The following is a 25,840-nucleotide window of genomic DNA, read 5'->3' as shown; positions in this document are numbered from 1 at the left end:
GCGTTAAAAGAAGCGATTGATACATATATTTGGTTCTATCATAACGAAAGGTACCAAGAAAGATTAAACGGCTTGAGCCCCTTAGAATACAGGGGGGCTCAAGCCGCATAGAATTTTTATTATTTCCACTGTCTACTTGACAGGGAGCAGTTCACAAAAGGGAAACGAGTAGCCTTTTACTGTTTAACCTTGCTTGATATAACTCCATAAACGATTGGCAATATCACGTGCCTCAGCGGCATGTTCTGTATCGATAAAGGCTTTACGGAATGGTGTGAGAACTGATTCAACAATGAAATATCTTGGCTCTTCTTGTTGTAGTTCTTCTACTAAAAATTGAGCATATTCAAAGCCCTCTCGCTCATCCTGCTTGGACAAACCTTTTACAAAGCCTTGTAACTGAGTCAGTAGTAGATCCTTCGTGATTTTTTCATAGTTCACGGAATGTTGGATAGCGTTGACCATTTCTGTGCTAATAATGAGCTCATCTGATGCTAACATCACAGGAATAATGGCACTAATATTGCGTAATGCTACTCGTACAACAGTTTCGCGTTTGTAGTCCTTTTCCCTTGCGATAAAGACAGCTCGTAATGTCAAATTAATCATACCTAATGTTTGAACAGCACATTCATAGCTAATATCTCTAATTTCCTCGCCAAATACTTGAACCAGTCGATCCGCAAGCCAATTGAGCTCCTGCAAATGATAATTAAGGATAATTTTTTTCAACTCATGATCACCTGAATGAAAGACAGATTCAAAAATACGAACTAAATTATACTCACGGTTCACATACATTAAAGCGGTAATTTGCTGAGTGAGTATATCTAAATCTGTAGCATCTTTGCCATGAATCAGCTCATGACGACGATTGCTAGCTTCCTCACGACCTTCATCTAAGATAGCAATTAGACATTCTGTTTTGGATGGGAAATGATTGTAGAATGTTCCTTTGGAAATTTGAGCAGCCTGAATAATATCATTAATGGATGTTTCGATGAATCCCTTTTCAATAAATAATTCACGTGCAACTTGAATGATTTGTCGTTTTCTTTTACTCAATAACCTCACCTTTTTTTATTTATTATACTCTTATTCTATATTATAAATACTTATATATCAATGTTTATAATTTTTTTAGTCATAAGTGTTGAAAAAAATAGACCATGAGTATAAAATAAGTTTTATCGAAAAAAACAAGAAAGAATTGAGGGGTCAAAATGAATAATGAGCAAATGATGAAAAAGCCACCATATGGTATGATTGCGATTCTATTTATTGGTGCTTTTGTTGCTTTTTTAAATAACACCTTACTAAATGTGGCATTGCCAACAATTATGAAGGATTTGAACATTGAAAACTATTCAACCGTACAATGGCTAGCGACAGGCTATATGCTAGTAAGTGGGGTATTAATACCAGCATCAGCGTTTTTTGTAACACGCTTTAAAAATAGGCATTTATTTATCGTAGCAATGTCTGTTTTCACAATTGGTACTGTGATGGCTGGCTTTGCACCTAATTTTGGCACGTTATTAGCAGGTCGTATGGTACAAGCGGCTGGTGCATCCACTATGTCACCATTATTAATGAATGTTATGTTAGCAAGCTTCCCAAAAGAAAAACGTGGAGCGGCAATGGGGATTTTTGGATTAGTAATGATTATGGCTCCTGCGATTGGGCCAACATTATCAGGTTATATTGTAGAGCATCACGATTGGCGTATGCTGTTCCAAATGATTATTCCATTTGCTGTGCTTAGCTTATTATTCGGTGTATGGAAATTAGAAAATGTAATGGATACACGAGAAGTACATTTAGATATTTCATCTGTATTATTATCAACGATTGCATTTGGTGGTATTTTATATGGTTTTAGTACAGCAGGACAAAAAGGTTGGTCAGATCCTTGGGTATATGGCACAATCGCAGCTGGCGTTATCGCTTTAATAATCTTCATCTTGAAACAATTACGTATGGATGAGCCTTTACTAGAGCTTCGTATTTATAAATATCCAATGTTTGCACTAAGCTCTATGGTTTCGGTGATTGTCTCTATGTCGATGTTCTCAGGGATGATTTTAACACCAGCATATGTGCAATCTATTCGTGGCATTGAGCCGTTTGAAGCGGGATTAATGATGCTTCCAGGGGCACTAGCGATGGGACTGATGTCGCCGATTACAGGGAAACTTTTTGATAAGTTTGGGCCTCGTATATTAGCTTTAATTGGTTTAACAATCACAACAGCCGCAACATTTGGTTTAACGAAATTAGAATTAGATTCAAGCTATACATTTATTGTATCGATGTATACAATTCGTATGTTTGGTATGTCTATGGTAATGATGCCAGTGATGACGAATGGCTTAAATCAATTACCACAATCGATGAATCCACATGGTACAGCTATTAACAATACCGTACAGCAAGTGGCTGGTGCGATTGGTAGTGCGATTATGGTCACATTTATGAACAATCGTGCGAAATCAAAAGCAGCGGAATTAGTAGCAGAAGCAAAAGCCAATGCAGCACAAGGTGGTACAGCACCAACAGCTGACAAAATGCAGCAAATGCAGGAACAAATTATGCAAAATGCTTTATTAGACGGTGTTACGCATTCATTCCTAATTGCAGCAATTATGACAGTGGTAGCAATTGTCTTAGCACTATTTATGAAGCGTGTGCCAATTGAAAGTGCAGCGGCTTCGATGGATTTAAAAAAGCCAACTAAATAATAGTAGAAAGTCACTTTTAGCAAAGCGAGGGTTGATTTCTGTTCCGCCAGCGTGCTTTGTCGCTGACGTTTCACTTTCGCGCAGAAAAAGATATGTTGCTGTCGCTACGTTGCACTCACGCTTTCACACAGAACAAAATTTCCAGGGGGCGTCCGATGAGCCGCTTCACTCGTAAGGAAGGAACAAAGGCTTAAAAGCGTCACGTCCTGTGACAACGTCTTTGTGACTAACATCGTGTTAGCCTCAGGGTCTCATCTGTGACGCATAATCCCCTAGGAGTCACGCTGGCTCCACTCCAATCAACTATTCTGCAAAAGTGTTTTCCTTTTTTGGTGCTGGAAAAATCCATTCTTTATGGTATCTAGCTAATAACTACTTTTATTGTCACTAGTAAAATAATTGCTACAAAGATAACACTTTGGTTGTTGAAAAAAGATAAGGTCCATAGCAGAGTGGCGTCTTTCAGTTATTTATCTATGAACCATTTTCAGAAGACAGACATTGACCATTTTGTTTTCAACCCTATCAAAAAGCCTGTTAGCAACTACGCTAACAGGCTTTTTGATAGAATTATTTAAACGCATATTTGCCTAAAACAGCCGTGATAGCAGGTACGAGCAATGGGCGAACAATAAATGTATCCAACAGTACACCGACAGCCGTTACCACACCAAATTGTACAAGTACTTGAATCGGAAGTGTAGCGAGAACAGCGAATGTTCCTGCTAAAATTAAACCAGCCGAGGTAATGACACTGCCTGTTCGGACAACCCCTTCCTCTACAGCCTCCAGATGTTTCATCGTATGTCGCTTCTTCCAAATCTCTGAAATCATAAAAATATTATAATCTTCACCAAGTGCGACTAAAAAGACAAAGGCATACAAAGGAATTGATCCTGAAATGGCCTCAGCGCCCATCAAATGATGTAGGATGAGCCAACCTGCACCTAAAGCGCCAAAATACGAAAGAATGACTGTAGCTAATAAATACACAGTTGCTGTAATAGAACGTAAATAAATAACTAATAATAAAGCAATCAACGCAATCATTGTTGGCATAATGACAGCTTCATCACGTGCAGTAATTTGTTGGGTATCATATTGGCTTGCTGTTTCTCCACCTAGCCAAATAGACTGCTCGGCATTTTTGACACCTTTCGTCTCTAACATTTGAGCAACAGTTGTTTTCAATTCGGGTATACGTGCCAATGCTTCTTTTGCATATGGATTGCTTGTCAATGTGAGCTCGTATAATTGAATCTCGCCATTCATTTGACCCGTTTCTTTATCAGTTACATGACTAATATAAGGTATTGTCATAAGCTCTTGCTGTAAATCAATGTTTTTGCCATTTGTATCGATGACTAATTTGACAGGCGCTAATTCACCCGCAGAGAAATTTTCTTCTATTAAAGTGAAGCCTTCACGTGAGGGCATATCCTTTGGGAAAGAGGATAATAAATCAAATGTATATTGAATACGTGGTACAACAGCAGTCAATCCACCTAATAGAGCCACTGTAAGCACAATAACAATCCATGGGCGATGTGTTACAAAGCGCCCAATTTTGCGACTAATGCGATGGGATGGTTTATGCTGTTTTGTCCCTTTATTATGCGCCATCTCTGCTGTACGTGGGATAAATGGGAAGAAAGCAACACGCCCAATCATCACTAGAATAGCAGGTAAGACGACAAGTGCAACTAATCCCATCACAAGTACACCGAAGCTAAATGGGATGGCAAAACGCTGGAATGAACCGTAATGTGCAAGGCTAAGGGTAGCAAGCCCAATCACTACTGTTAAAGCGCTCATTAAAATAGCGCCACCAGATTCCTTCAAAGCTAATTTAATAGCAGTTGCTTTATCTTCTACCTCAAATAAAAATTCACGATATTTAGAGATTAAAAATAAACAATAATCTGTACCTGCGCCAAAAAGTAGTACTGTCATAATGGATATGGCCTGTGAATCTTTGTCAATCCAGCCCTGTTGTGCAAAAAAGCCAAGCAAGGGACTAATCGCACCATAAGCAAGCCCAACTACGATTAATGGCACGATAGCTAATAATGGTGAACGATAAATAATAATTAGGAGCACTAAAACAAGTACAACGGTAGCGATTAATAATTTGACATCGGCTTGAGAAAATAAATTGACTGCATCTACAGCAATGCCAATAGGACCTGAATAGCGTACATGAAGTGCATCTGTAGATAATTTTTGTGCGTGCTGAATTTTCTCGCTGTCGATAATCATCGTTAATGATTGAAGGCTCTCCCGTAAAGCATCTGTCGCCACGCCTTTTTCAAAGAAGATTGGTGTGACAAGCGTGGAGCCATTGTCAGATACGTCAGCTAAAAAAGCCTGTGGGGGCAATTCAGCATAAGGCGGAATAAGGGTTTGATGTGGCAAAGGATTTGTCTGTAGCTCATTATAGACCTTTTGAATAGCTAAAAAATCATCTGTCTGTAAGCCGTTTTGACGATGCCAGACAAGTAATAGCGGTGTTCCTGCATCAGTTGGAAATTGTTCAGTGATGATTGTGGCTGCTTGTTCAGACATAGCTGTATCAGGTAAATTTTTGCCTGATTCGCTATCGATGCTATTAATTTGTGGGAAAGCAAATGACAATGCTACGACAAGTAAAATCCAAAAAATAAGTGTGAAAAATCGCCCTTTTTTACTCGCCACAATTGCACCCCATTGCTCAAGTGGTTGTTTTTGCATCCTAATACCTCCAGTTTTAGTGTTGTTGTTTTGATTATATATACTAAACAGTTAATTAATCAATTCATAATTTTTACATATGGTATACTAGGTAAAAATGATAGGGAAGGTGAACGAATTGAAACCATCATCACGTGCACTTGGCAGACCACGATACGATGAAAATGCTCAGCCAATGAAACAGCGTATTCTTGAAACATCGATAAAGTTTTTTATCAAAAATGGCTATAAAAATATATCGATGGATGAATTAGCTATTTTTTGTGATGTGACAAAGGCAACTATTTATTATTACTACCCGACAAAGGGAGATTTATATACATGCTCACTTGTAGTCATGATGAATAGAATTCAAATGGCGATTAGAACGATTTTGGAGCAACCAGCAATACCATTGAAAGGGCGTTTAGAACAGCTTGCAGAGGTGCATTTATCTGCAACAATGGATATTGATATGAAAAACTTTATGAGAGAAGCAGCTATGAATTTATCAGATAGCCAGCTTGAAGAAGTGTATGCTGCAGAACGTGCGATGTATCAAGCAATAGAAGATGTATTGCAGATGGAGATGACAAAAGGTGTTATCGAAGATGGGGATGCTGCCTTTCTTACACATGCGTTTATGGGGCTGTTAGCTGTTGGCTATGTGAAGGATAATGATGGCAAATCATTATTTCAAACGCCTGCGATGGCAGCGAAGGAAATTGTCCGTTTTTTCTGGCAATCCGTTGGAATGGCATAAAGTAAGTATATTTTATAATGGAATGAAGAAATATAAAGGAAAGTTAAAAAGATTGTCGAAAGTTCATTGAAATAATTTGTAAACAATCTTATAATGAGAAGTGTAATATCACCAAGATAAGGATGGAATTATCATGCGCTTTTTGCGAGATAAATTGAACATTATAAATGATGGCCCAGCCCTTATGATTGGTGAGGGTGTAAGATATATGTTATAACGACTGTTAAGAAGAGCCTTAATGGTCTTTTTTACATGTAGCAAAAAAATATGTATTAGTGATGGCAAAGGAGAGTTCAACATGTCAGAAACGACTAACCAAACACAGTCTGAGCAACTAACTGTGAGCAAAGAGCAACTAGATGTGCTAGATCAATTATTAAAGCCAGAGGTGCAAGAATCTCTAACAACATTAGTGGAGCAATTACCAAAGCTAACAGAAATGATGACATTATTAACGAAGTCATATGAGTTTGCACAAACTGTAGCAACAGATGAAGTATTAAAAAGTGATACAGTTGGCGCTGTAACAGAAATTGCTGGTCCAGTAGTTGATTCTGCTAAAAATCTTGCAGCTACGGCAATTGAAGCAAAAGATCGTGCTTCTGAAAGCCATGAAGTAATCGGTTTATTTGGTTTAATGAAAATGTTAAAAGATCCACAAGTACAAAATATTTTCCGTTTTGTGAATGCCTTTTTACAAGTAAATGCAGAACGTAAAGCTCGATAAGATTCAAGATATATTTCATTGTTAGGACGGAGGATTTATAAATCATGTCAAAAGAAATCGTCATCTTAGGTGCTGGTTATGCAGGTGTTTTAACAGCGTTAACAGCACGTAAGTATTTAACAGCTGATGAAGCTAAAATTACTGTAGTGAATCAATTCCCAACACATCAAATTATCACGGAGTTACACCGTTTAGCTGGTGGTACAATTGCGGAGGGCGCTGTCGCTTTACCGCTTGAAAAAATCTTCAAAGGTTTAGATATCGACCTACAAATTGCAAAAGTAACAAAATTCAATGTGGATACGAAAAAGGTTGACCTTGATACAGGGTACACATTATCTTATGACACATTAGTTGTCTCTTTAGGTAGCCAAACAGGATTCTTCGGTATTCCAGGTCTAGAAGAAAACTCAATGGTATTAAAATCTGTCATCGACGCAAACAAAATTAACAAGCACATCGAAGACCGCATTAAAGCATATGCACAAACAAAAGACGAAGCAGATGCAACAATTGTTATCGGTGGTGGCGGTTTAACAGGTGTTGAACTTGTTGGTGAAATCGTGGATAACTTCCCGAAAATTGCAGCGAAACATGGTGTGAACTTTGCTGACCTTAAAATCAAGCTTGTTGAAGCAGGTCCTAAAATCTTACCAGTATTGCCAGATACATTAATTGAGCGTGCAACAGAAAGCTTGACAAAACGTGGTGTAGAATTCATTACAGGTACACCTGTTACAGGCGTTGAAGGTAATGTTATTTCATTGAAAGATCGTGAGCCAATCGTTTCTAATACACTTATTTGGACAGGCGGTGTAGCACCACTACCAATCGTAGGTGAATCAGGTCTTGCAGCAGATCGTGGTAAAGCGACAATCAATGAATTTTTACAATCAACATCTCATGAAGATGTATTTGTTATTGGTGATGCGTCTGTGGCACTACCAGCTGATGGTGGTCGTCCATTATATGCCCCAACGGCTCAAGTAGCATGGCAAATGGGTGAATATGCAGGTTATAACGTATTTGCACAATACAAAAACCAAGCATTAAAATCATTCTCAGCAGTGAACTCTGGTACACTAGCTAGCTTAGGTCGTAAAGATGCTGTTGCAACAATTGGTGCAAGCAATACAGAACTAAAAGGTCTTTCAGCAACATTAATGAAAGAAGCATCAAATGTTCGTTACTTAGCACATATTAAAGCACTATTCGGTTTAGCATACTAAAATAATCCGTCCCTTTAGGCATATCATTTGCTTAAAGGGATTTTTTTGTAATGTAAAGAATAAAGGGATAATTGATTAATGTGAGGAAACTAAGTAAAATTAGCAGGAAAGCAAAATTTTACTTGAGGTGATGGGCAATGTTCACGGTATTTCAATCAAAAAAAGAAGATGTGGAACAGTTTAAAGCAAAAATTGATGAGTTGAACGCAAAACTCGATAAGAAGGACAATGAATTTCAAATCTTTTTAAATGAATTACATAAAGACATTATTGCAACAATTGAGCAGCATGATAAAGTAAATAATCAGCATGTGATTTTAGGGGAAATGGTTGGCGAAATTTTAGGCGAATTTAATAAGGTAGAGAACAGTACGATTCAGTCCAATCATATTTCAGAAAATGCATTGGATAAGGGTAATTCTTTGATTTCATCATCCAATCAGATGGTGACATTATCAGTAGAAAGTAAGCAAGCCGTTCATGAAGTAGAACAGCTAATTGATTCCTTAGGAGAGCAATCGCAAAAAACATCCTCAAGTATGAGCAATTTAAGTGAGCGTTCAAAGCAAATTGCTGAAATCGTGAATGTTATTGGTGAAATTTCCAACCAAACGAATTTATTGGCTTTGAATGCCTCTATTGAAGCGGCCAGAGCAGGGGAGCATGGGAAGGGATTCTCAGTAGTTGCGGAAGAGGTGCGGAAATTAGCAGAAAGTACAAAAACAAGTACAGAAGACATTGCTAATTTGACGAAAAAAATTGAGGAGCAAGTAGCTCAAGCCTATGAGGATAATAAGAATAATATGCAATTGGTAACAGAGGGAATCGAAAAAAGTGCTAAAACCTCTGCTCAAATTGATAACTTATTACAAATTATGACGAATGTTCAAACAGGGGTGAATGAGCTACTAGGCTTCATTAAAAATCAAAAAATATCAAATGAAGATGTGATGAATAAATTTCAAACGACAACAGCTTTATTTGATGAAACGAATCGTGTGTTAACGAATCATATTGATGAATCTGAAATCGTAACGAAAAAATTGTTAGAGGCAGTAGACCAAGTAAAGCATTTCCCATCTACTAAATAAACAAACAGATTGTATCCTCATCATGACATGGATGCAATCTGTTTTTTATTGGGCGGACGGATAGAATCCGAAGAGTGACGGATAAAATAGCTGAACAGACAGATAGAACTTTCAAAGTGACGGATAGAACCCCAAAACTGACGGATAGCGTTCGATGAACAGTTATAGGAAGTGTTTATTGTTGTAGATAGGTTTTCAGTGCATTTACTAATGTATGACAAATTGTAATCGATGTATCAATATCTCCGATTATCTCCAATGAATGGTCTGCATTGTCAATGACAGTGAGCTGATGTGAGGACAATGCTGCTACTCGCTCCTGACTATAGTGAGGGTCATTTGTACCAATGGCAATAAAAGCATGTTTGTTCTGCAAATTTTGCATAACATGTGTCAAGGATAATAGCGGTGTTAACAGTATAAAGCGACAAGGGATGTCACTTTGCTGTTGTATATAAAAATCAACAATAGGTAATGTCCCAAGTGATTTTCCGAAATAAATAGCCTCTGTATAAGATTTACTAGCAATGCAATAGTTCACAATAGGCTGAACGACTTGTTGAACCATTTTCGAAATTTCCTCGGGTGTTTGCTCAAATTGCGATTGTTGAAATTCATAGCAAACGTGTACTACATTATAACCAAGCTCGAGCATTAGTAAGGTTGGATAGTAGAGGAGTGGTTTGTCATATGTATAGCCTGTGCCCGAGAACATAAAGCAAATTTTATCACTTTGGTTATCAAAATGGTGATAGGTTATATCATTATACTGGTTTGTTTTTGGTTTAATTTTCATAAAATCCCTTCTTAATATGTTATGATTTTACTATAACAGGGGAGGGAAATTTTATGAAAGCTGTAATCATTAATGAATTTGGGACAGCAGATGTTTTAACATATGTAGATTGTCCAAAACCAACGATTGCTGAGGGTGAAGTATTAATACGAACAAGCTATACGAGTGTTAATTTTGCAGATATTAAAAATCGGACGGGTGGTAAGGCAAAGGGCATTTTTCCAATGACGCTTGGTTTAGATATGGCAGGAGTGATTGAGGAAGCTGGTGAAGGTAGCTTGTTTCAAAAAGGAGACAGGGTTATTGCTTTTCCAAAAAGCGGAGCATATGCAGAATACGTTGTTGCCTCAGAATCATTAGTATTTAAAGTACCTGAGGATGTTTCATTTGAAAAAGTTGCTGCTGCTCCAACTGTTGCTTTTTTGTCCTATCTACTGACACATCAAATTGCCCCCATTCAGACTGATGACTGTGTAGTGATTCATGCAGCATCTGGTGGAGTAGGGACGATGCTTGTACAAATGGCAAAAAGACTAGGAGCTAAATGTATTATCGGTGTTGTCAGTAAGCAAGAAAAGGCGGATATTGTTTATCAGCTTGGGGCACATCATGTCCTAACATATGAAAAATTTAGTGAACAGGTCAATACGTATACAAATCATCAAGGGGCTACGATTATTTTTGATTCCATAGCAGGACATGTAACAGAAGAAAGTTTGAAATGCTTAGCCCCTTATGGCACACTTGTCCAATTTGGTAATAGCAGTGGGCAGGCTGGTATGATTAAAACATCCGATTTACACAGTAGCTGTCGCAATGTCAAAGGCTTTAGCTTAGGTACGACTAGAGCATTAAAGCCCGCTATTCTACAAGAAGTGGCACAACCTCTTTTTGAAATGTTAAAAGACGATAGCTTCCAAATTCCGATTGCACAAATTTTTGCTTTATCAGAAATACAGGAAGCACATCGATTAATGGAAAGCCGTCAGCATCAGGGAAAAATTTTAATTCGTCTCTAATTCTTTTAATTTTTCATAAATACGTCGTTTGCGATAAAGCATGATGCCTGTTTCAGCAATATCCTGTATCATGCCTTTATTGGCGAACGCACCAAAAATAATACCAGCGACAGGAATCATTTGAAACAGCTTTTTCCACCCAAAATGATCACGATATGTGTAGAAAACTTCCTTCCAGCCTTGTAGCTGAGCAATCATATTTTCAGATGCTCGATTTGTTTCATGCATGGCAGACAATTCCTTTAAAATAGCCTCTTTACCAACAATATCAGCTGAGGTAAATTGTAGGCATTTGACAATAAAAATACGCTCCATTTTATCATTTGGGTCATAGCCATGAATAATGGCAATTTCCTGCAATGTCTTTAAAGCCATCCCTAAAATAAATGGGATATCAATGGCTAATGTAAAGATACCCCCAATCCCTGTAGAAGCTCCTTGAACAGTAGCTAATTTTACACGCTCATTTTGGAGCTTATTACTCAATGTCACCATATCCTCCAATGGCATTTGTCCAATATCTGTAATGGCAAAAATATTTTGATAGGAAGATTGACTACGGATTTTTTTAATCATTGCTTGTTCATCCACTAAATATTTACCACCTGATTGAATATAACTGCCGAGCTCATCAACGAGCACCGCAATTTTTTTCTGTAAAAAGGCAGGTGTCATTTTATCGAGTAGCATAAACGGTATGCGACCTAGCTTTTCCCAAAACCACAAGCCTTGCTGGTCTTTTTCCCATGCTTGAATTTCTTGTAGGTGCTGCTGTAAATAGTCCCGATTCTCCATATTGTTAAATTCCCTTCATTTTTCATTAATTAACATACGCAAAACGAAAGAAAAAGTTTCGAGTTATTGCCAAGCTCGAGCAAGTAGTCGAATGCCCTCTGTTATTTGCGGGATGGATAATCCACCATAGCCGATGATAATCATAGCATCATCGTTTAGCGAGTGAAAAGAAGTTGAACAAGGATATACTTGAATGCCTACTGCGAATGCTTTTTGGATGGCATCCTTTTCTGTTAAGTACTTAGGGAGCTTGATAATAATATGTAATCCTGATTTTTCACCAATGACCTCGAAATCCTGCGAAAAATAAGTCTGAATAGCGGTTATGAGTGTCTGCTGCTTTTTTCGATAGATTGTCCTCATTTTTGCAAGATGCTTATCAAAGAATCCTTGAAGCATAAAATCTGCAAGGACAAGCTGGTCTATTTTGGAAACAGTTGATTTTTGCTGTCTATAAAAATCTTGAAAAGCCTGTACGAGCGCCATTGGTAAAATCATATAGCTCATACGTAATGATGGAATCAAGGTTTTAGAAAATGTGCCAAAATAAATCACACGTTGTAATTGGTCTAGTTTAGCAAGGGAAGGAATCGGCAAACCCTTATAACGAAACTCAGAATCATAATCATCTTCAATAATATAAGCGTCACTGGCGATAGCCCATTGTAGTAAAGCAATACGTCGCTCCATTGGCATGACCATACCGAGTGGAAATTGGTGAGCTGGTGTGGTATAGAGTATATGTGTAGCTGTTGTTGGTATCGTTACACCTAAATCATCAACAGGAATAGCATTGATAGCTAAGCCACATTGCTGAAAGGTTGCGCGCACTCTAGGAAAGCCAGGTTCCTCTAAACCAACCTGTGTTTTTGTACCGAAGAAATGGCATAGTGCTTGAAGCTGACTTTGCGTCCCATTATAGATAAACACTTGGGATGCCTCACAAACAACACCTCTTGAGCGACTAACATAGTGTACAATTTCCTCACGTAGTAATACTTCACCTTGCCAAGAGCTCGTTATTAAATTTTCTGCATGGAGCTGTTTTTTGAAAAGTTTTTGCCAATGTGCAAATGGAAAATGCTCTTTATCCACATGCCCACTATTAAAATCGAATTGAATTGTATCAGCAGTCGAAGCTAGTGGGCGAGACGTTTGTTGATGTGATGGTTGTCCCCATTCAAACTCAAAGGGCGCTATAAAATAACCAGTGCGCTCCTTACTATAAATATAGCCCTCTGCTAATAATTGCTCATAGGCCTCTTTAATTGTATGGATGCTAACATTCAATGTTTGTGCAAGTAATCGTTTAGAGGGAAGCTGTTCATGTGCATGGAGTTTTTTATGTAAGATAGCTTGTTTGATTTCCTCGTAAATTTGTATATATTTTGCTGTCGTATTAGTGAATGTAATTGAAAGCTCCATTGTTATACACCTCTTGGTATGGTCTAATTTTTGAAAATTGGTTATATTCATCATATCAATTTTGCGTTTAAATAGGAAACAAAGGAGTGAGACAGCATGAAATTTAGAGCATTGGAAAATGATACAGTTATTCTTAAGCCTTTGACAGAGGTAGATGCACAGGGAATTTTCGAGGCAGGGAGCTATCCAGAAGTTTGGTCACATATGTCTGTAGCGCTAGATAGTATGGATGCTGTAGAAAGTTTTATCAAAAGTGCATTAATGGTGAAAGAGCAAGGTAAGGAATTTCCTTTTGTCATTATTGATAAAGCATCAGGAGCCATTATCGGTTCTACTCGCTTTATGGATATTGATGACAATCATGGACGATTAGAGATAGGCTTTACATGGCTTACTCCTGCGTATTGGCGTACAGCGGTGAATACAAATTGCAAATATTTGTTGCTCCAATATTGCTTTGAGGTGCTTCAATTACAGCGTGTACAAATTAAAACAGACCATGAAAATAATCGTTCTCAAAAAGCAATTGAGCGTCTTGGGGCTGTAAAAGAGGGTGTTTTGCGTAACCATATGATACGTAGAGATGGCACAATTCGTCATACGGTGATGTACAGTATTACATTAGAGGAATGGCCACAAGTGAAGAGCAATTTAGAGAGATTGATGGAGAGACATTAAAAAGAATGGTCGGATTAATCGACCATTCTTTTTTTATAGACCACACCAGTAATAAACCAAGCGACAATGCTCCATGCAATGATAGCTACAAGTGGAATGACTATATCTGTTAGTGTATAACCTGTTTCTAATGCTTCAGCTAAGAGCAATAATTGTGAGCTTGGTAGCCATTCAGCTACTTTTAAAATAGGGTAATTAGTGGCTAATAACAGTGCCAATGGTCCAAATGAGAAAAGGAACATGACAGGTAATACAATAATGGATGCTTCCATAATTGTTTTAGCAAATAATCCACATAATGTACCAAGAGCAATATAGAATATGGATGATACTACTAAAGCAATAGCTAAAATGACTATATTAGCAGGCTCATAGCCAACAAGAAAAATGGTTAAAGCTAAAATAATGATAGTCACAATGAAAACGAAAAGGCTTTTTCCAATTAAAATATCACCAAGTGAAGCAGGAGAAAGCATTAAGTTACGCAAAGTGTTCTTTTCTTTCTCTTCAGCAATTAAACAGCATTGTACATAGGTTGTCACAACAGAGAAGACGATATTGATTGGTAAAAAATAAGCATTGAGATCATTTGCACCTGTCTTACTATAAACAAAGGCTAAAATTAATGGTAATAACACCATCGCAGATACTGCATAATTACGAGAAAACTCCTTATAATCCTTCATGAAAATGGCTTGTATACGTGTCATTGAAATATTCATACTAAATCACTCCCCGTTATTTGCATAAAAATATCACCTAATGTTGGTTCATTTGTATAAAGACGAGAAACTTCATTGGCTTGCATCCAGTGATAGAGCTTTTCGGCATCCTGTGCGCCATGTGCGATATGTTCAATTTGACCATTTGTTAGTTCAACAGTGATTGAATCCTTGCCAAATTGCTTCTTTAATTCTTTTGGCGCACCAATTGCACGAATTTTTCCCTTGTGTAAAAAGGCAACCTGATTGCACAGTATTTCAGCCTCATTCATATCATGCGTTGTTAAAAAAATTGTCGTTCCCATCGCATTCAATTGACGTAGACCATTATAAATATGCTGTGTATTAACAGGATCAAGAGCAGAAGTTGGTTCATCTAAAAATAATAGCTCAGGCTTGTGCATAATAGCACGTGCCAATGTAACACGTTGAATCATGCCTTTAGAAAGCTGACTAATTTTCTTTTGGCGTTCATTGTATAAATTGACAAAATCCAAGGCTTCTTTTATGGATTTATTTGGTAGATTATATAACTGACAATATAATGCTAAATTCTCTTCAATAGAAAGTCTTGTATACAAGCCACTGTTGTCGGTTAAAATACCAAAACGTTTACGATTTTGACTGTATCTCATTTCATTTGCAGGGCGGCCAAATAACAAAACCTCGCCAGCTGTTTTTTCAGTTTGTGCAGTTAAAATTTTAATGGTTGTAGTTTTACCAGAGCCACTTGGTCCAAGAAAACCGAAAATTTCTCCCTTTTGAATCGTGAAAGAAACATCTTGTAATGCAGTTTCCTTATTAAACTTTTTTTGTAAATGTTGTACCTCAATCACATTGTTCATGTTGCAACCTCCTGTTAGTTGATAGCTATACGATAATGAGTTATAGAGAGCTACACATTATATTATGGATGAGAGGAGGAAAAATAGATGTTAGTGGAGGTATATTTCAACTGACAGGAGTTGTTTCATTTCCTGGGAAATCGACTAAATTCCAAGTATTTCTTTTAAATCAGCTAATTTATTTTTCGATAAAGGCACAATGGTTTTATCATTACTATTTAAAGCTAAGCTATAGCTGTTGCGTGTCCAAGTAATAATTTCTCGCACTTTTTGCAAATTAACAATATAGGAGCGATGACTTCGGAAAAAGCCAAATGGTGTCAGTTTTTGCTCTAATTCATTTAATGTTAATGTGCATGGATAAGCCTCTCCTGCTACATATAAAGAAACAATGCCTTCTACACTTTCAATATAATCTATTTCAGGAGGATTAAATAAAATCATTTTATCATTTTTTCTTGTTGGTATTTTATGGATTTTTATAGGCGTGTGTGTTAAAGTTAATGGGTTTGTTTCTATATCATCTTCTTTAAAATCCAATTTATGCAAACCTGTTGTATCTAGTCGATATACATATGTGCTAGATAACATCAAATCTTCTAAATTACTTGATAGCAAAATAATTTGTTTATCACATTTTTGAGCAGTATGTAATAACTGGAGTATGATTTGTTTGGAAAATTGGTCCATATTTTGGAATGGTTCTTCTAAAATTTGTATTCTTTCTTTGTTGAGACATATAGGAATGAAAGCTAAACGCTGTTTTTCACCATTCGATAGCTTATTGATTTTAACGTTTTTTTGTTCAAATAATGCAAGCTGCTTTAGTAAGTCTGTTATTTTTTCAGCAGAAGGATGGAAAAGCTGTAAGCAAAAATGAGCATATTCTGTTACGGTTAAGCGTTCATATAAAGCAGTATCACGAAAATGGGTAAAAGTATTGCTTTGCTTCCTAAACCAGCTCATTAATGTAGCAATTTTCGATACATCTGTATGAATGCCAGTAATACTATTTTGCTGTAAAGAAAGTTGAAAGCTTGGATAAATAACATTGCCACCTTCAATATAAGGGTCAATGTGGATACTTTTTTGTTCAATCATCATAGGAATCTCCTTTACATGTGTTAGATAAAAAATGTAAAATTGCAGATTGTGCCTGTGTACAACTTGTAGCACAATAGTTGGCATTATTTTTGTCCATAAAGCCATGTTGACCACTGAATTGCCTTACTTGAGTATTAGGTATTGTGGTAAGAGCCTCTTTTAATGTTTGAACATCAAAGCTTTTTTCCTCTGTAGGAAGAATGACCAATGTTGGACAGCTAGGAATCGTATCAAGATATTGTCGGATACGTGAGCCGTAAACGCAAATAACTTGCTGGATAGGAAGTGTGGATAATCGCCAGGCTAATGCTGCACCAACACTAAAACCAATGACTACAACCGCATCATAAATGATAGTAGCCTCCTCGATTCTGCGTGTTAATTCCTTTAGTGGGCTATCAAAGCCAATTTCCTTTATGAAATAATGATAAGCTTCTTCCTCTTGTGTGTATGGAAAAATACGAGTTGTAGAGGACAGTGACACATACTCAACAGTAGTATATTCATTTTGATATTGTGAGGCTTGTTGGTGAATAAAATCATTCACACCATATATTTCAGGAAGAATAAAAACTTTTTTATTCATCGTGACCTCCGTAGTATTTTTTAATAGTGTATCAAAAGAAAGAGGAAGGGAGAAAATATTTTCATTTTATTCTTGATAATGATTATCATTATCGTATAATGAAATTAATGCTATTCATAAGCTTTTTTAAGCATACAAGGCATTATTCAATAATGAAATGATTGAGATAGTGAAAATAGATGTGAAAACAAAGTAGAGGGTGTGTTTGTAGTGTTAGAGCAAGAATTATATGATGTAACAATTATTGGTGGTGGTCCAGCTGGCTTGTATTCAAGCTTTTATAGTGGATTACGTGAAATGAAGACGAAGCTAATTGAGTCACAGCCACAGCTTGGAGGCAAGATCCATGTATATCCTGAAAAAATGATTTGGGATGTCGGGGGTGTGACACCTATTACAGGTGGGCAATTGATTAATCAATTAATTGAACAGGCCTTAACATTTAATCCAGCCATTTATACAGATGAAAAAATTTTATCGATTGCTAAAAATGAGGATGGCTATTTTGTGCTGACGGCTGAATCGGGGAATATTCATTATTCACGAACAGTCATCGTGGCGATTGGAGGCGGTATTTTAAATCCACTGAAAATCGAAATTGAAGGTGCAGAGCGTTTTGAGGTATCCAACTTAAATTATACGATTAAGTCTTATGAAAAATTTAAGGATAAAACAGTTATTATTTCTGGTGGAGGCAATACAGCTGTTGATTGGGCTTTAGAATTAATGGAAGTAGCGTCACAAGTATATTTAACATATCGCAAAGATACGTTATCTGCGCATGAGGCACAGATAACAGAATTGCTAAATAGTACAATCGAGTGCTTTTTCAATACAGAGATTACAAAGCTCATTGCTGATGACCAGCAGGGGATGATTAAGGCAGTAGCACTAGTTAACCATGAAACAGGTGATGTCACAGAGCTACCAATAGATGAGGTAGTGATTAGCCATGGCTATGTACGTGATAAGGAGTTATTGGATAATAGTCCGCTTGCCATTGAACGTGAGCATGATTACTATATTTCGGGTACAATTCAGAGTGCATCTTCTGTGCCAGGATTGTATGCGGCAGGTGATATTTTACATCACGAAGGTAAAATTCATCTCATTGCAGCCACATTCCATGATGCCTTACATGCAGTAAATAGTGCGAAGAAATATATTGAGCCAGATGCGATGGAGGGCGGGATTGTATCCTCCCATAATGATTTGTTCAAACAACGTAATAAAGAGCTTTTAAAAGGAATATTGAAATAGTATATAGGTAAAGCCCTCCACTTCATCATAAGGTGGAGGGCTTTCTGTTAGAATAATGGTTGTAAAATCGTCGCTGCTGCTGCTCGTGTTAAAGTAGCTTGTGGTGAAAATTGTTGTTGCTCATTACCAGTCATAATGCCAGCTTGCTGAAGGGCATAAATCGCTTCTTTGGCAGTAGGAGCAATTGTCGCATCATCTGTGTATAATTGTTTTGCCTGTGACTGTGAGAATTCATAGCCAGTTAGCTGTAAATAACGATATAAAACCTGTGCCGCTTCTTCACGTGTAATCGCATCGTATGGCTTGAATTGGTTCGTTGCTGTAGCAATCAATTTATTTTCAACTGCCCATGCAACAGCTTGCGCAAAGTAATCTGTTGACCTCACATCTGTAAATGGTGCAGTAGCAGTAGATGTAAGCTGCTGTGTACGACCTAATACTGCGATAAATTGAGCTCTTGTTAGCTGTTCTTCAGGATAGAACTGCTCTTTTGTAACACCTTTGAATATTCCTGCATTAGCTAAATGTTCAATGGCTTCCTGTGCCCAATGCCCTTGAATATCTGCAAATGTTACTGCTGCATCTGCACCGATTGTATAGGCTGTCACTGTACCGCTTACCTCATGTGCGGCAAGCAATGTTGGTAAACCAGTCGGACTTTGCTCAGCTGAAATAAATGACAGACCTTCTGGAGAGACATCGCCCTTTATATCGCCACTAAAATCACGTTTATTCACATATTGCACAAAGGTTGGTGCGTGTGGATTTGTAATATCGTACATCATAATACCACCAATACGCTCAATACCGATAAAGGCATATAGTCGATCACCGATTTGCCCAATTTTTACATCCTCAGGCTCAGGCCCTTTTTTACCACTACGATTATCTAGCTTCGTATTATTGTTAGAGGCATTGAAGTATTCAGGTAAGGCTTCTGCAATAATTTTTTCAAAATCACTGCCACTGTCATAAACTTGCTTCATTGTGTCTGCTTCATAAATAGAAAATGAGCGACCACCAAAGCTATACGTTTTAGTAGCGTCTACACCATCGTAGTCTGTTGTATCAAAAAGTACTACTTCATTATCCTTTAATGTTGTTTCCTTTTCGTTCAAATAACCATTCCAATCACGAGAATCACCTTCGTTGGCTGTTACTAAATAAGTTTTGCCATTTACCTCATAGTTAGCAATTCCATCAGGCATATACATACCTAGCAGATTTTCAGTTGTAATGGCAATTTTTTTATCCTTCATAAAATCGAGTGCATTTTTTTCCAGGCTATGGTCTTTAAAGCCAAGTGATTGCACATTTGTCCATTCGTTCTTTGTTAAATCTAGCGTAGCAATCGCATTGGCTTCCTGTAATGTCACATATGCTTTATCACTTGTCTGATTAACTGTTATATATTCAGGCTCAAAATCCACAGAAGGTAGGGTATTTTTCTTGATGATGACACCATTTGCGACTAATTTATCACGTTGTGCATCCATTGCTTTAAATGACACTGTTTGTGCTGTAGCGTTCGTGATACCATTTGATACATCAATAATACTCACACTACCTTCTGGATCAATCGCTTTATCATAGCCTTCACGTGGCTCACCTTCATTGGCTGCAAGCACCTTTTTACCATCTGGTGTAAAGGTAACCATATCAGGCTGTTTACCTGCTTCAACAACATGCTGAATAATACCGTCATAATTTAAAAATACAGCTAGCCCATTATCATTCGTACCAGCAGCTTGTACAGCTACGACAATCGTATTTAATGCTGTATTAATGCTAATACTTGTTACATCTCCATATGTAAAGGTTGGTTTGATTTTTTTGATGCCTTCTTCAAGATTGATGCTTTTTTCAGCTTTTAAAGCTGTATATGACTTCGAGTTTGGTAGAGATACCACTTCAATTTGTTTTGTTGTGCCATTAATCACATAATATTTTTGATTATCGGCATTATAGGCAACAATCTCCGTTGTACCGCCATCCTCATTTTGGACCCCAGAATCATAACGGGATGTGACATTAAGGTTTAACATTGTCTCAGCCTTTGCTCCTAATGGTGCTCCTCCAAGTGAAAAGCTAGTCAATGCAATGGCACATCCTGCTGTTAGTGCTGCTAAATTTTTGAATTTCATATCATTCTATACCTCCAAGTAAAGTTAGTTTAATAGTACATGTTGAATGTAAAGGGAATGTTAAGAATAGTTAAAGAAATAGAATATTCTCTTTATCCGTATGAGTAATAGCTTAGCGTTTTTTGGACATTCTAAGTTAGAAATAACGACATGAGGTGATGACGGTGGAAATAGAGATGTCGTCTGAGTGGCAAAATGGCTTTCTAGATAGACTTCAACAGCACACAAAATGGGATAGTTGGACGTTATATAAAATGAATTATGAAATCACAAAAATGCAGCTAATTCCTGATTTTACCGAATTGCAAGCGCCAAAATATTTACCCCAATTGCAGCCATTAGCCCATCAAGTGGAAGCGGCTGAAACGGTTATTAATCGTATGAATGGGAAGGCGATTCTTGCAGATGAGGTGGGACTTGGAAAAACAATTGAGGCAGGCTTGATTTTAAAGGAGTATTTATTGCGTGGCTTGGTGAAAAGAGCATTAATTTTAGCACCAGCATCGTTAATCAATCAATGGATAGAAGAATTAACGATGAAATTTCATATTCCAGCTACTGCTTATAAAAAGAATGTACAAATTGAGCGTCATGATGTACTGATTATGAGTATGGATACAGCTAAAAAGAGCCCACATCGGGAGCGTATTTATGCACAGGATTATGACATCATCATTATTGATGAGGCACATCGATTAAAAAATCATAAAACACAAGTATATGATTTTGTACAAGGGTTAAAGAAGAAGTTTTGCTTATTATTAACGGCTACACCGATTCAAAACGATATTTTAGAAATATTTTATTTGATTTCATTATTAAAGCCAGGTCATTTAGGAAATTATGAGGCATTCCAAGCGACATTTTCCACAAATGAGCATGCAGACTTTCTAAAGGATTTAGTCAATCAGGTCATGGTGCGCAATCGTCGAGATGATACGGGTATTGAATGGACAAGCCGCCGTGTGCAAATTGTACCTGTGCAATTTACAGAGGCAGAGAGAGAAGTTTACGACATGTTGAGTACGTTAGAAATAACGGAGCCTTTTTTACGCATGACTTTGCAAAAGGAAATGTGTAGCAGCAAGGAGGCAACAGCTTTAACCTTAACAAAAATGTTGGATGCTGGTGTACAGGTGGAGGCACTACTTAACAAGGTGATGGCTTTAGATGTGAATGCCAAAGCGGAGAAGGCTGTCGAAATTATTGAACAGGCAAAGGATAAAGTCATATTATTTACTGAATATCGAGCTAGCCAACTTTACCTGCAATGGTATTTGCATACGAAAGGCATTACAAGCGTATTGTTTAATGGGAAATTCAATAAAAGTAAACGGGATTATATGAAACAGCTATTCCGAGACAGGGCACAGGTATTAATTGCTACGGAGGCAGGTGGTGAGGGCATTAACTTGCAATTTTGCCATCATGTGATTAATTATGATTTACCATGGAATCCGATGAAATTAGAACAACGTATTGGTCGTGTGCATCGTTTAGGGCAGGAGCATGATGTGCATATTTATAATCTTGCTATTGTTAATACCATTGAAGAGCGAATTCTAGAAAGATTGCATACGAAAATTGATGTTTTTGAGCAAGTGATTGGTGATTTAGATGCGATTTTAACGAACTTGAAGGGAGCAGGGAATCATGCATTCACAGCAAATTCATCAGTATTTACGTCAATTCTTTCTGGAGAGTAACTGCGCCATTTTACAAGATACGATTGATTATTTAACTGTGCAATTAACGGGAGAGATTGATAAAAAAATAATGAATCGACCTTTTTATTGGCAATATATTGAGGCGACTAATAGTGAACCTGCTCCTGCGACTATCACATGTATTACAAATCCAGCAGAGAACAGTATAGGGGGAGTAAAGGTTCATTTTGGTTCACCTATACTGCACCGTATTTTTCATGCCACAAGGGAACTAGGCTCATATGTGCAATTGTATGAAACAGTGGATGATTCGTTAGGGCAAATTATTTTAACGCCATGGTTAGCTATCAATTACAAAGTGTCCTATTGCTGTGATTGTACGAAGGAGACGTTATATTCATTAGGCATTAATTTATTAACAGGTGTCATGAAAGAAAATTTTCAAGATAGTATAGCTATACGAGATTTAGACATAGAACCAGCCGATCATATTTTTCATGTTCAGCCAATTATTAAACCGTTAAGAGGGGTAGAGCGATTAAATGCTGCGATTCAAGCCATTATTGCACAAGAAGATCATAAATGGGCAGACGAGGCATGGCGTAGGTGGCAGCGCGATCAACGCGTATTAGATTATTTTTATGAGGATATTGAAGAAAAGCCTGAGCATTATGTATTGGAAAAGAAGGCATTGGCAGAGCGTTATACGGCGAAAATTAAAGTTGATATTGTGAATGGAGGGGTGTTTTATCTTTTATAAATGAAAGAATCCGCATACTATAATACGGATTCTTTCCACAACTTAGTTTTCTACAATCGTTTGTAGCTGTGATAGTTTATTGTCCCAAAATAGGTTGAAGTATTGTAGCCAGTCCTCCAATTCTTTTAGGCGGTTGGCATGTAATGTATAGATTTTTTCGCGCCCTTGCTTACGTGCAGACACAAGCTCAGCTTGTTCCAGCACTTTTAAATGCTTGACTACAGCAGTACGACTTATGTCGAAATGCTCTGCTAGATGTGAAATAGGGCGGTCCTGTGTTGCAAGGAGCTGTAGGACATGTCGTCTTGTTGGATCAGCGATGGCTTGAAAAACATCATATTTTACAGCAAGCTGTGTCATGGAGTCTCTACAGCTTGTTTTAATTTTTGGCCAATAATCATTGTCCAGCCGCCATCCATGTTTTTACGCACAGCTTCAACCGACATATTTGCTTTTGGAATAATATGTGTGTCCTCTTTCCAGCCTCCATGTGTTAAGGTGAATTCTGTTTGTGCCCCTACCTCTTTTAATTCAAATGTGACAAACCAGCCATCATTATCCCAGATAAAGTGTAAAAAATGAGGAGCATCTACTTTTTCCACACGGCAAGGTGAAGGGCCGAACGGGGATTGTAATGTAAATGCATGTCCTTCAATTGGTTGAAAATCATTTGGCATAAACCATGTAGCAATACTATCAGCAGTAGAGACTGTCGCCCATACTTTTTCAATAGGTGCATTTAGTAGAATTGTTTTAACAATATTCTCAGTCATTTAAATAGCTCCTTTTTTCTTTAATATAACCATAAGGTGTTATAAATTTATAACACCTTATGGTTATATGTCAATGGTAAGTTGTGTATATTCACTTTTAATGAGCACAATAAAGAAGGGTGCAATTCTTATGTAAAAGATGTATAAGCCAATCTTCTAAAATTCTTTTCTTTCAATTTCCATAGTTAATAAGCTAGCTAGAACGAAAGAAACATTAGCATATAAGTTTCCTTTACATGAGTAGTTCTTGTGTGACAAATATTTTATTGCTTATCATAAATGTTAAAAGTATTTTATTTGAGAGAGCTATTTTTTGTCCTTGTCGCTGCATGATAATTTTTGAAAAATGTAAATTTGCTATACGATTAGCTAATGCGTACTCCTCTGTATTACTAATATTTCTGCCATCAGGGTGGAGACCTAAAACAAAATTACCTGCATAGGAGTTTTTCAAAACATTTGGATGCATAGACTGATAATGCACTTCCATAATATCGTCTGCTTGATTCATTATTCCTTGACGTACTAAATAATTTTTTAAAGCATCTTTTAAATCAATGGCTATAATCGTATCTGTTAATATGGTGCGGAAATAAACAGGTACTATATCGAAATTACCTACATATGGTGTTATTTCTACTGTAATCTCGCCCGAAGGTTTAATGAACAGTTGAACTACAGCTTCATGCTTACCATTTGTAAATGAAACGGTAGTTGTGCCATAAGCCATACTTTTGAGAAATATTCTTTGGTCTACCATATAGCCAGCGACTATTTTATTGTTTTGAATGTGGATTGAAGTTGCTTCAAGTCCTAAAACTTCTTTGCAATTTTGTAGTTCATAAATATGTGATTGAAAGATTAAATTCATATAGGGCAAATTAGCAATACGTTCTTCTAACAATTGTTTCAACATTTCTACCAGCTCCAATTTTTGATATTTTATGACAAAATTCTTCTTTTGATTATAGAACAAGAGATTTTCAAAAAGACATTGAACTAGTTATATAGATTCAGTTTTTTTGTTAAACTATAGGTCTAAATGTTCTTTTATATTTTTTATTTTTAAAAAATGGAAAAATAAATAATTATGGTATTGTTTATTTCAATTATTATCCATAATAGTATTACTTAAGATTTGGTGGTGAATTGGGTCTTAAAGCGCATTTTAAATGATGAAGGTTAAAATTTGGTTAAAAATTCGACATTAAAAAATTTTATGGGCAACTAAGTTCAATAACTTGTAAAATAATAATGAGGTAGATTTTTGAAGTGAGTAATTTTAGGGGGTATGGACATGGGAAATGTGAAAGTATGGGATTCATTTGAGAAAGCGGTTGCAGATATTCCGAATGGTGCGACATTAGCTGTTGGTGGCTTTGGATTATGTGGTATTCCTGAAAAGCTAATCGCCGCCTTAGTGCAAAAGGGAACAAATGAGCTAACCGTTGTGAGTAACAACTGTGGTGTAGATGATTGGGGGTTAGGTCTTTTATTAGCTAATAAGCAAATAAAAAAAATGATTTCCTCTTATGTTGGTGAAAATAAAACATTTGAGCAGCAATTTTTAAATGGTGAATTGGAAGTAGAGCTAACACCACAGGGAACATTAGCTGAGCGTTTACGTGCTGGGGGAGCAGGTATTCCAGGCTTTTATACACCAACAGGGGTAGGAACACCAGTAGCTGATGGGAAAGAAATTAAAAATTTTGAAGGCAAAGACTATATTTTAGAGCGCGGAATTGTCGCAGATTTTGCACTTGTCAAAGCATGGAAGGCCGATAAGTTAGGAAATTTAGTCTATCGTAAAACTTCTCGAAACTTCAATCCACTTGCTGCAATGGCAGGGCAAATTACGATTGTGGAAGTTGAGGAAATTGTTGAAGTGGGCGAGCTTGATCCAGATCATATCCATACACCAGGTGTTTTTGTTCAACGTGTATTACTTGGTGAAAATTACGCTAAACGCATTGAACGTTTAACAGTAGCGAGGGGGGAAGCATGAG

At 37.0% G+C, this 25,840-nt stretch carries 25 protein-coding genes; 12 read left to right on the top strand and 13 right to left on the bottom strand.

The genetic code is table 11. The annotated features are described in order from the left end of the window. The coding region (locus tag OPF91_RS06265; RefSeq protein ID WP_264987885.1) for an IS3 family transposase at positions 1–111 on the top strand (111 nt) is incomplete at its 5' end. A 72-nt stretch (positions 112–183) separates the two neighbouring features. Here OPF91_RS06265 and OPF91_RS06260 read toward each other — a convergent pair. Then, entirely contained in the window at positions 184–1,065 is an 882-nt protein-coding gene (locus OPF91_RS06260; protein ID WP_264987838.1) for a TetR/AcrR family transcriptional regulator, read from the bottom strand. A 158-nt stretch (positions 1,066–1,223) separates the two neighbouring features. On the opposite strand from OPF91_RS06260, the gene OPF91_RS06255 reads away from it, so the two are divergent. Continuing rightward, positions 1,224–2,741, top strand: a complete 1,518-nt coding sequence (locus OPF91_RS06255; RefSeq protein ID WP_264987837.1) for an MDR family MFS transporter — start codon at positions 1,224–1,226, stop codon at positions 2,739–2,741. A 570-nt stretch (positions 2,742–3,311) separates the two neighbouring features. Here the strand turns inward: OPF91_RS06255 and OPF91_RS06250 are convergent. Next, positions 3,312–5,471 (bottom strand): MMPL family transporter, encoded by a 2,160-nt coding sequence (locus OPF91_RS06250; RefSeq protein ID WP_264987836.1) that lies wholly within the window; start codon positions 5,469–5,471, stop codon positions 3,312–3,314. Between the two features lie 118 nt (positions 5,472–5,589). Between OPF91_RS06250 and OPF91_RS06245 the strand changes: the two genes are divergently transcribed. The 4 genes from OPF91_RS06245 (at position 5,590) to OPF91_RS06230 (ending at position 9,260) form a co-directional block, all read left to right on the top strand. Continuing rightward, positions 5,590–6,213 carry a TetR/AcrR family transcriptional regulator gene (locus OPF91_RS06245; protein WP_264987835.1) on the top strand — a complete coding sequence of 208 codons (624 nt, stop codon included), beginning with the start codon at positions 5,590–5,592 and terminating at the stop codon, positions 6,211–6,213. A 298-nt stretch (positions 6,214–6,511) separates the two neighbouring features. After that, entirely contained in the window at positions 6,512–6,940 is a 429-nt protein-coding gene (locus OPF91_RS06240; RefSeq protein WP_264987834.1) for a DUF1641 domain-containing protein, read from the top strand. Between the two features lie 44 nt (positions 6,941–6,984). Next, positions 6,985–8,169, top strand: a complete 1,185-nt coding sequence (locus tag OPF91_RS06235) for an NAD(P)/FAD-dependent oxidoreductase (protein ID WP_264987833.1) — start codon at positions 6,985–6,987, stop codon at positions 8,167–8,169. Between the two features lie 137 nt (positions 8,170–8,306). Beyond that, complete coding sequence (locus tag OPF91_RS06230) at positions 8,307–9,260, top strand: methyl-accepting chemotaxis protein (protein WP_264987832.1); 954 nt, start codon at positions 8,307–8,309, stop codon at positions 9,258–9,260. Between the two features lie 175 nt (positions 9,261–9,435). Here the strand turns inward: OPF91_RS06230 and OPF91_RS06225 are convergent, their stop codons facing one another. Next, positions 9,436–10,056 carry a hypothetical protein gene (locus OPF91_RS06225; RefSeq protein ID WP_264987830.1) on the bottom strand — a complete coding sequence of 207 codons (621 nt, stop codon included), beginning with the start codon at positions 10,054–10,056 and terminating at the stop codon, positions 9,436–9,438. Positions 10,057–10,109: 53 nt separating this feature from the next. Between OPF91_RS06225 and OPF91_RS06220 the strand changes: the two genes are divergently transcribed. Further along, a complete protein-coding gene (locus OPF91_RS06220; RefSeq protein WP_264987829.1) occupies positions 10,110–11,075 on the top strand; it encodes a quinone oxidoreductase family protein in 966 nt (321 codons plus the stop codon). On the opposite strand, the gene OPF91_RS06215 is transcribed toward OPF91_RS06220, so the two are convergent. Together OPF91_RS06215 and pdxR are read right to left on the bottom strand one after the other, a co-directional pair. Then, on the bottom strand, positions 11,061–11,870 hold the full coding sequence (locus tag OPF91_RS06215) for an EcsC family protein (RefSeq protein ID WP_264987828.1): 810 nt from the start codon (positions 11,868–11,870) through the stop codon (positions 11,061–11,063). The genes OPF91_RS06220 and OPF91_RS06215 overlap by 15 nt on opposite strands. Positions 11,871–11,933: 63 nt before the next feature. Beyond that, positions 11,934–13,295 (bottom strand): MocR-like pyridoxine biosynthesis transcription factor PdxR, encoded by a 1,362-nt coding sequence (gene pdxR / locus OPF91_RS06210; RefSeq protein ID WP_264987827.1) that lies wholly within the window; start codon positions 13,293–13,295, stop codon positions 11,934–11,936. A 96-nt stretch (positions 13,296–13,391) separates the two neighbouring features. On the opposite strand from pdxR, the gene OPF91_RS06205 reads away from it, so the two are divergent. After that, positions 13,392–13,973 (top strand): GNAT family N-acetyltransferase, encoded by a 582-nt coding sequence (locus OPF91_RS06205; RefSeq protein WP_264987826.1) that lies wholly within the window; start codon positions 13,392–13,394, stop codon positions 13,971–13,973. Positions 13,974–13,987: 14 nt separating this feature from the next. Here OPF91_RS06205 and OPF91_RS06200 read toward each other — a convergent pair whose 3' ends face one another. The 4 genes from OPF91_RS06200 to OPF91_RS06185 form a co-directional block, all read right to left on the bottom strand. Further along, positions 13,988–14,695: an ABC transporter permease gene (locus tag OPF91_RS06200; RefSeq protein WP_264987825.1), complete on the bottom strand. Its 708-nt coding sequence runs from the start codon at positions 14,693–14,695 to the stop codon at positions 13,988–13,990. Beyond that, on the bottom strand, positions 14,692–15,540 hold the full coding sequence (locus OPF91_RS06195; RefSeq protein ID WP_264987824.1) for an ABC transporter ATP-binding protein: 849 nt from the start codon (positions 15,538–15,540) through the stop codon (positions 14,692–14,694). Before OPF91_RS06195 ends, OPF91_RS06200 begins: the two co-directional genes overlap by 4 nt. A 144-nt stretch (positions 15,541–15,684) precedes the next feature. Further along, entirely contained in the window at positions 15,685–16,641 is a 957-nt protein-coding gene (locus OPF91_RS06190) for a LytTR family transcriptional regulator DNA-binding domain-containing protein (protein ID WP_264987823.1), read from the bottom strand. Then, on the bottom strand, positions 16,634–17,287 hold the full coding sequence (locus OPF91_RS06185; protein WP_264987884.1) for a dienelactone hydrolase family protein: 654 nt from the start codon (positions 17,285–17,287) through the stop codon (positions 16,634–16,636). Before OPF91_RS06185 ends, OPF91_RS06190 begins: the two co-directional genes overlap by 8 nt. A 153-nt stretch (positions 17,288–17,440) precedes the next feature. Here OPF91_RS06185 and OPF91_RS06180 point away from each other — a divergent pair, with 153 nt between their 5' ends. After that, positions 17,441–18,490, top strand: coding sequence for an NAD(P)/FAD-dependent oxidoreductase (locus tag OPF91_RS06180; protein WP_264987821.1), 1,050 nt, complete (start codon positions 17,441–17,443; stop codon positions 18,488–18,490). 47 nt (positions 18,491–18,537) lie between these two features. Here the strand turns inward: OPF91_RS06180 and OPF91_RS06175 are convergent, their stop codons facing one another. After that, a complete protein-coding gene (locus tag OPF91_RS06175) occupies positions 18,538–20,634 on the bottom strand; it encodes a choice-of-anchor I family protein (RefSeq protein ID WP_264987820.1) in 2,097 nt (698 codons plus the stop codon). Between the two features lie 158 nt (positions 20,635–20,792). Here OPF91_RS06175 and OPF91_RS06170 point away from each other — a divergent pair, with 158 nt between their 5' ends. Both OPF91_RS06170 and OPF91_RS06165 read left to right on the top strand, forming a co-directional pair. Continuing rightward, on the top strand, positions 20,793–22,340 hold the full coding sequence (locus OPF91_RS06170; RefSeq protein WP_264987819.1) for a DEAD/DEAH box helicase: 1,548 nt from the start codon (positions 20,793–20,795) through the stop codon (positions 22,338–22,340). Beyond that, positions 22,288–23,061: a YqhG family protein gene (locus OPF91_RS06165; RefSeq protein ID WP_264987818.1), complete on the top strand. Its 774-nt coding sequence runs from the start codon at positions 22,288–22,290 to the stop codon at positions 23,059–23,061. The genes OPF91_RS06170 and OPF91_RS06165 overlap by 53 nt, the downstream gene beginning before the upstream one ends. Positions 23,062–23,103: 42 nt before the next feature. Here OPF91_RS06165 and OPF91_RS06160 read toward each other — a convergent pair whose 3' ends face one another. The 3 genes from OPF91_RS06160 to OPF91_RS06150 all read right to left on the bottom strand — a co-directional run bounded on the left by OPF91_RS06160 (position 23,104) and on the right by OPF91_RS06150 (position 24,750). Beyond that, a complete protein-coding gene (locus OPF91_RS06160) occupies positions 23,104–23,421 on the bottom strand; it encodes an ArsR/SmtB family transcription factor (RefSeq protein ID WP_264987817.1) in 318 nt (105 codons plus the stop codon). Next, on the bottom strand, positions 23,418–23,834 hold the full coding sequence (locus tag OPF91_RS06155; RefSeq protein WP_264987815.1) for an SRPBCC family protein: 417 nt from the start codon (positions 23,832–23,834) through the stop codon (positions 23,418–23,420). Before OPF91_RS06155 ends, OPF91_RS06160 begins: the two co-directional genes overlap by 4 nt. Positions 23,835–24,066: 232 nt before the next feature. Continuing rightward, positions 24,067–24,750 carry a hypothetical protein gene (locus OPF91_RS06150; protein ID WP_264987814.1) on the bottom strand — a complete coding sequence of 228 codons (684 nt, stop codon included), beginning with the start codon at positions 24,748–24,750 and terminating at the stop codon, positions 24,067–24,069. Between the two features lie 381 nt (positions 24,751–25,131). Between OPF91_RS06150 and OPF91_RS06145 the strand changes: the two genes are divergently transcribed. Beyond that, positions 25,132–25,839, top strand: a complete 708-nt coding sequence (locus OPF91_RS06145; protein WP_264987813.1) for a CoA transferase subunit A — start codon at positions 25,132–25,134, stop codon at positions 25,837–25,839. Position 25,840 lies beyond the last annotated feature (1 nt).

Origin of the sequence: Lysinibacillus piscis (genome assembly GCF_026012395.1) — a bacterium.
GTDB classification, from domain to species: Bacteria; Bacillota; Bacilli; order Bacillales_A; family Planococcaceae; genus Lysinibacillus; species Lysinibacillus piscis.
Note: the sequence above shows the minus strand (reverse complement) of the source record. Positions and strands in the feature narration are given on the sequence as shown.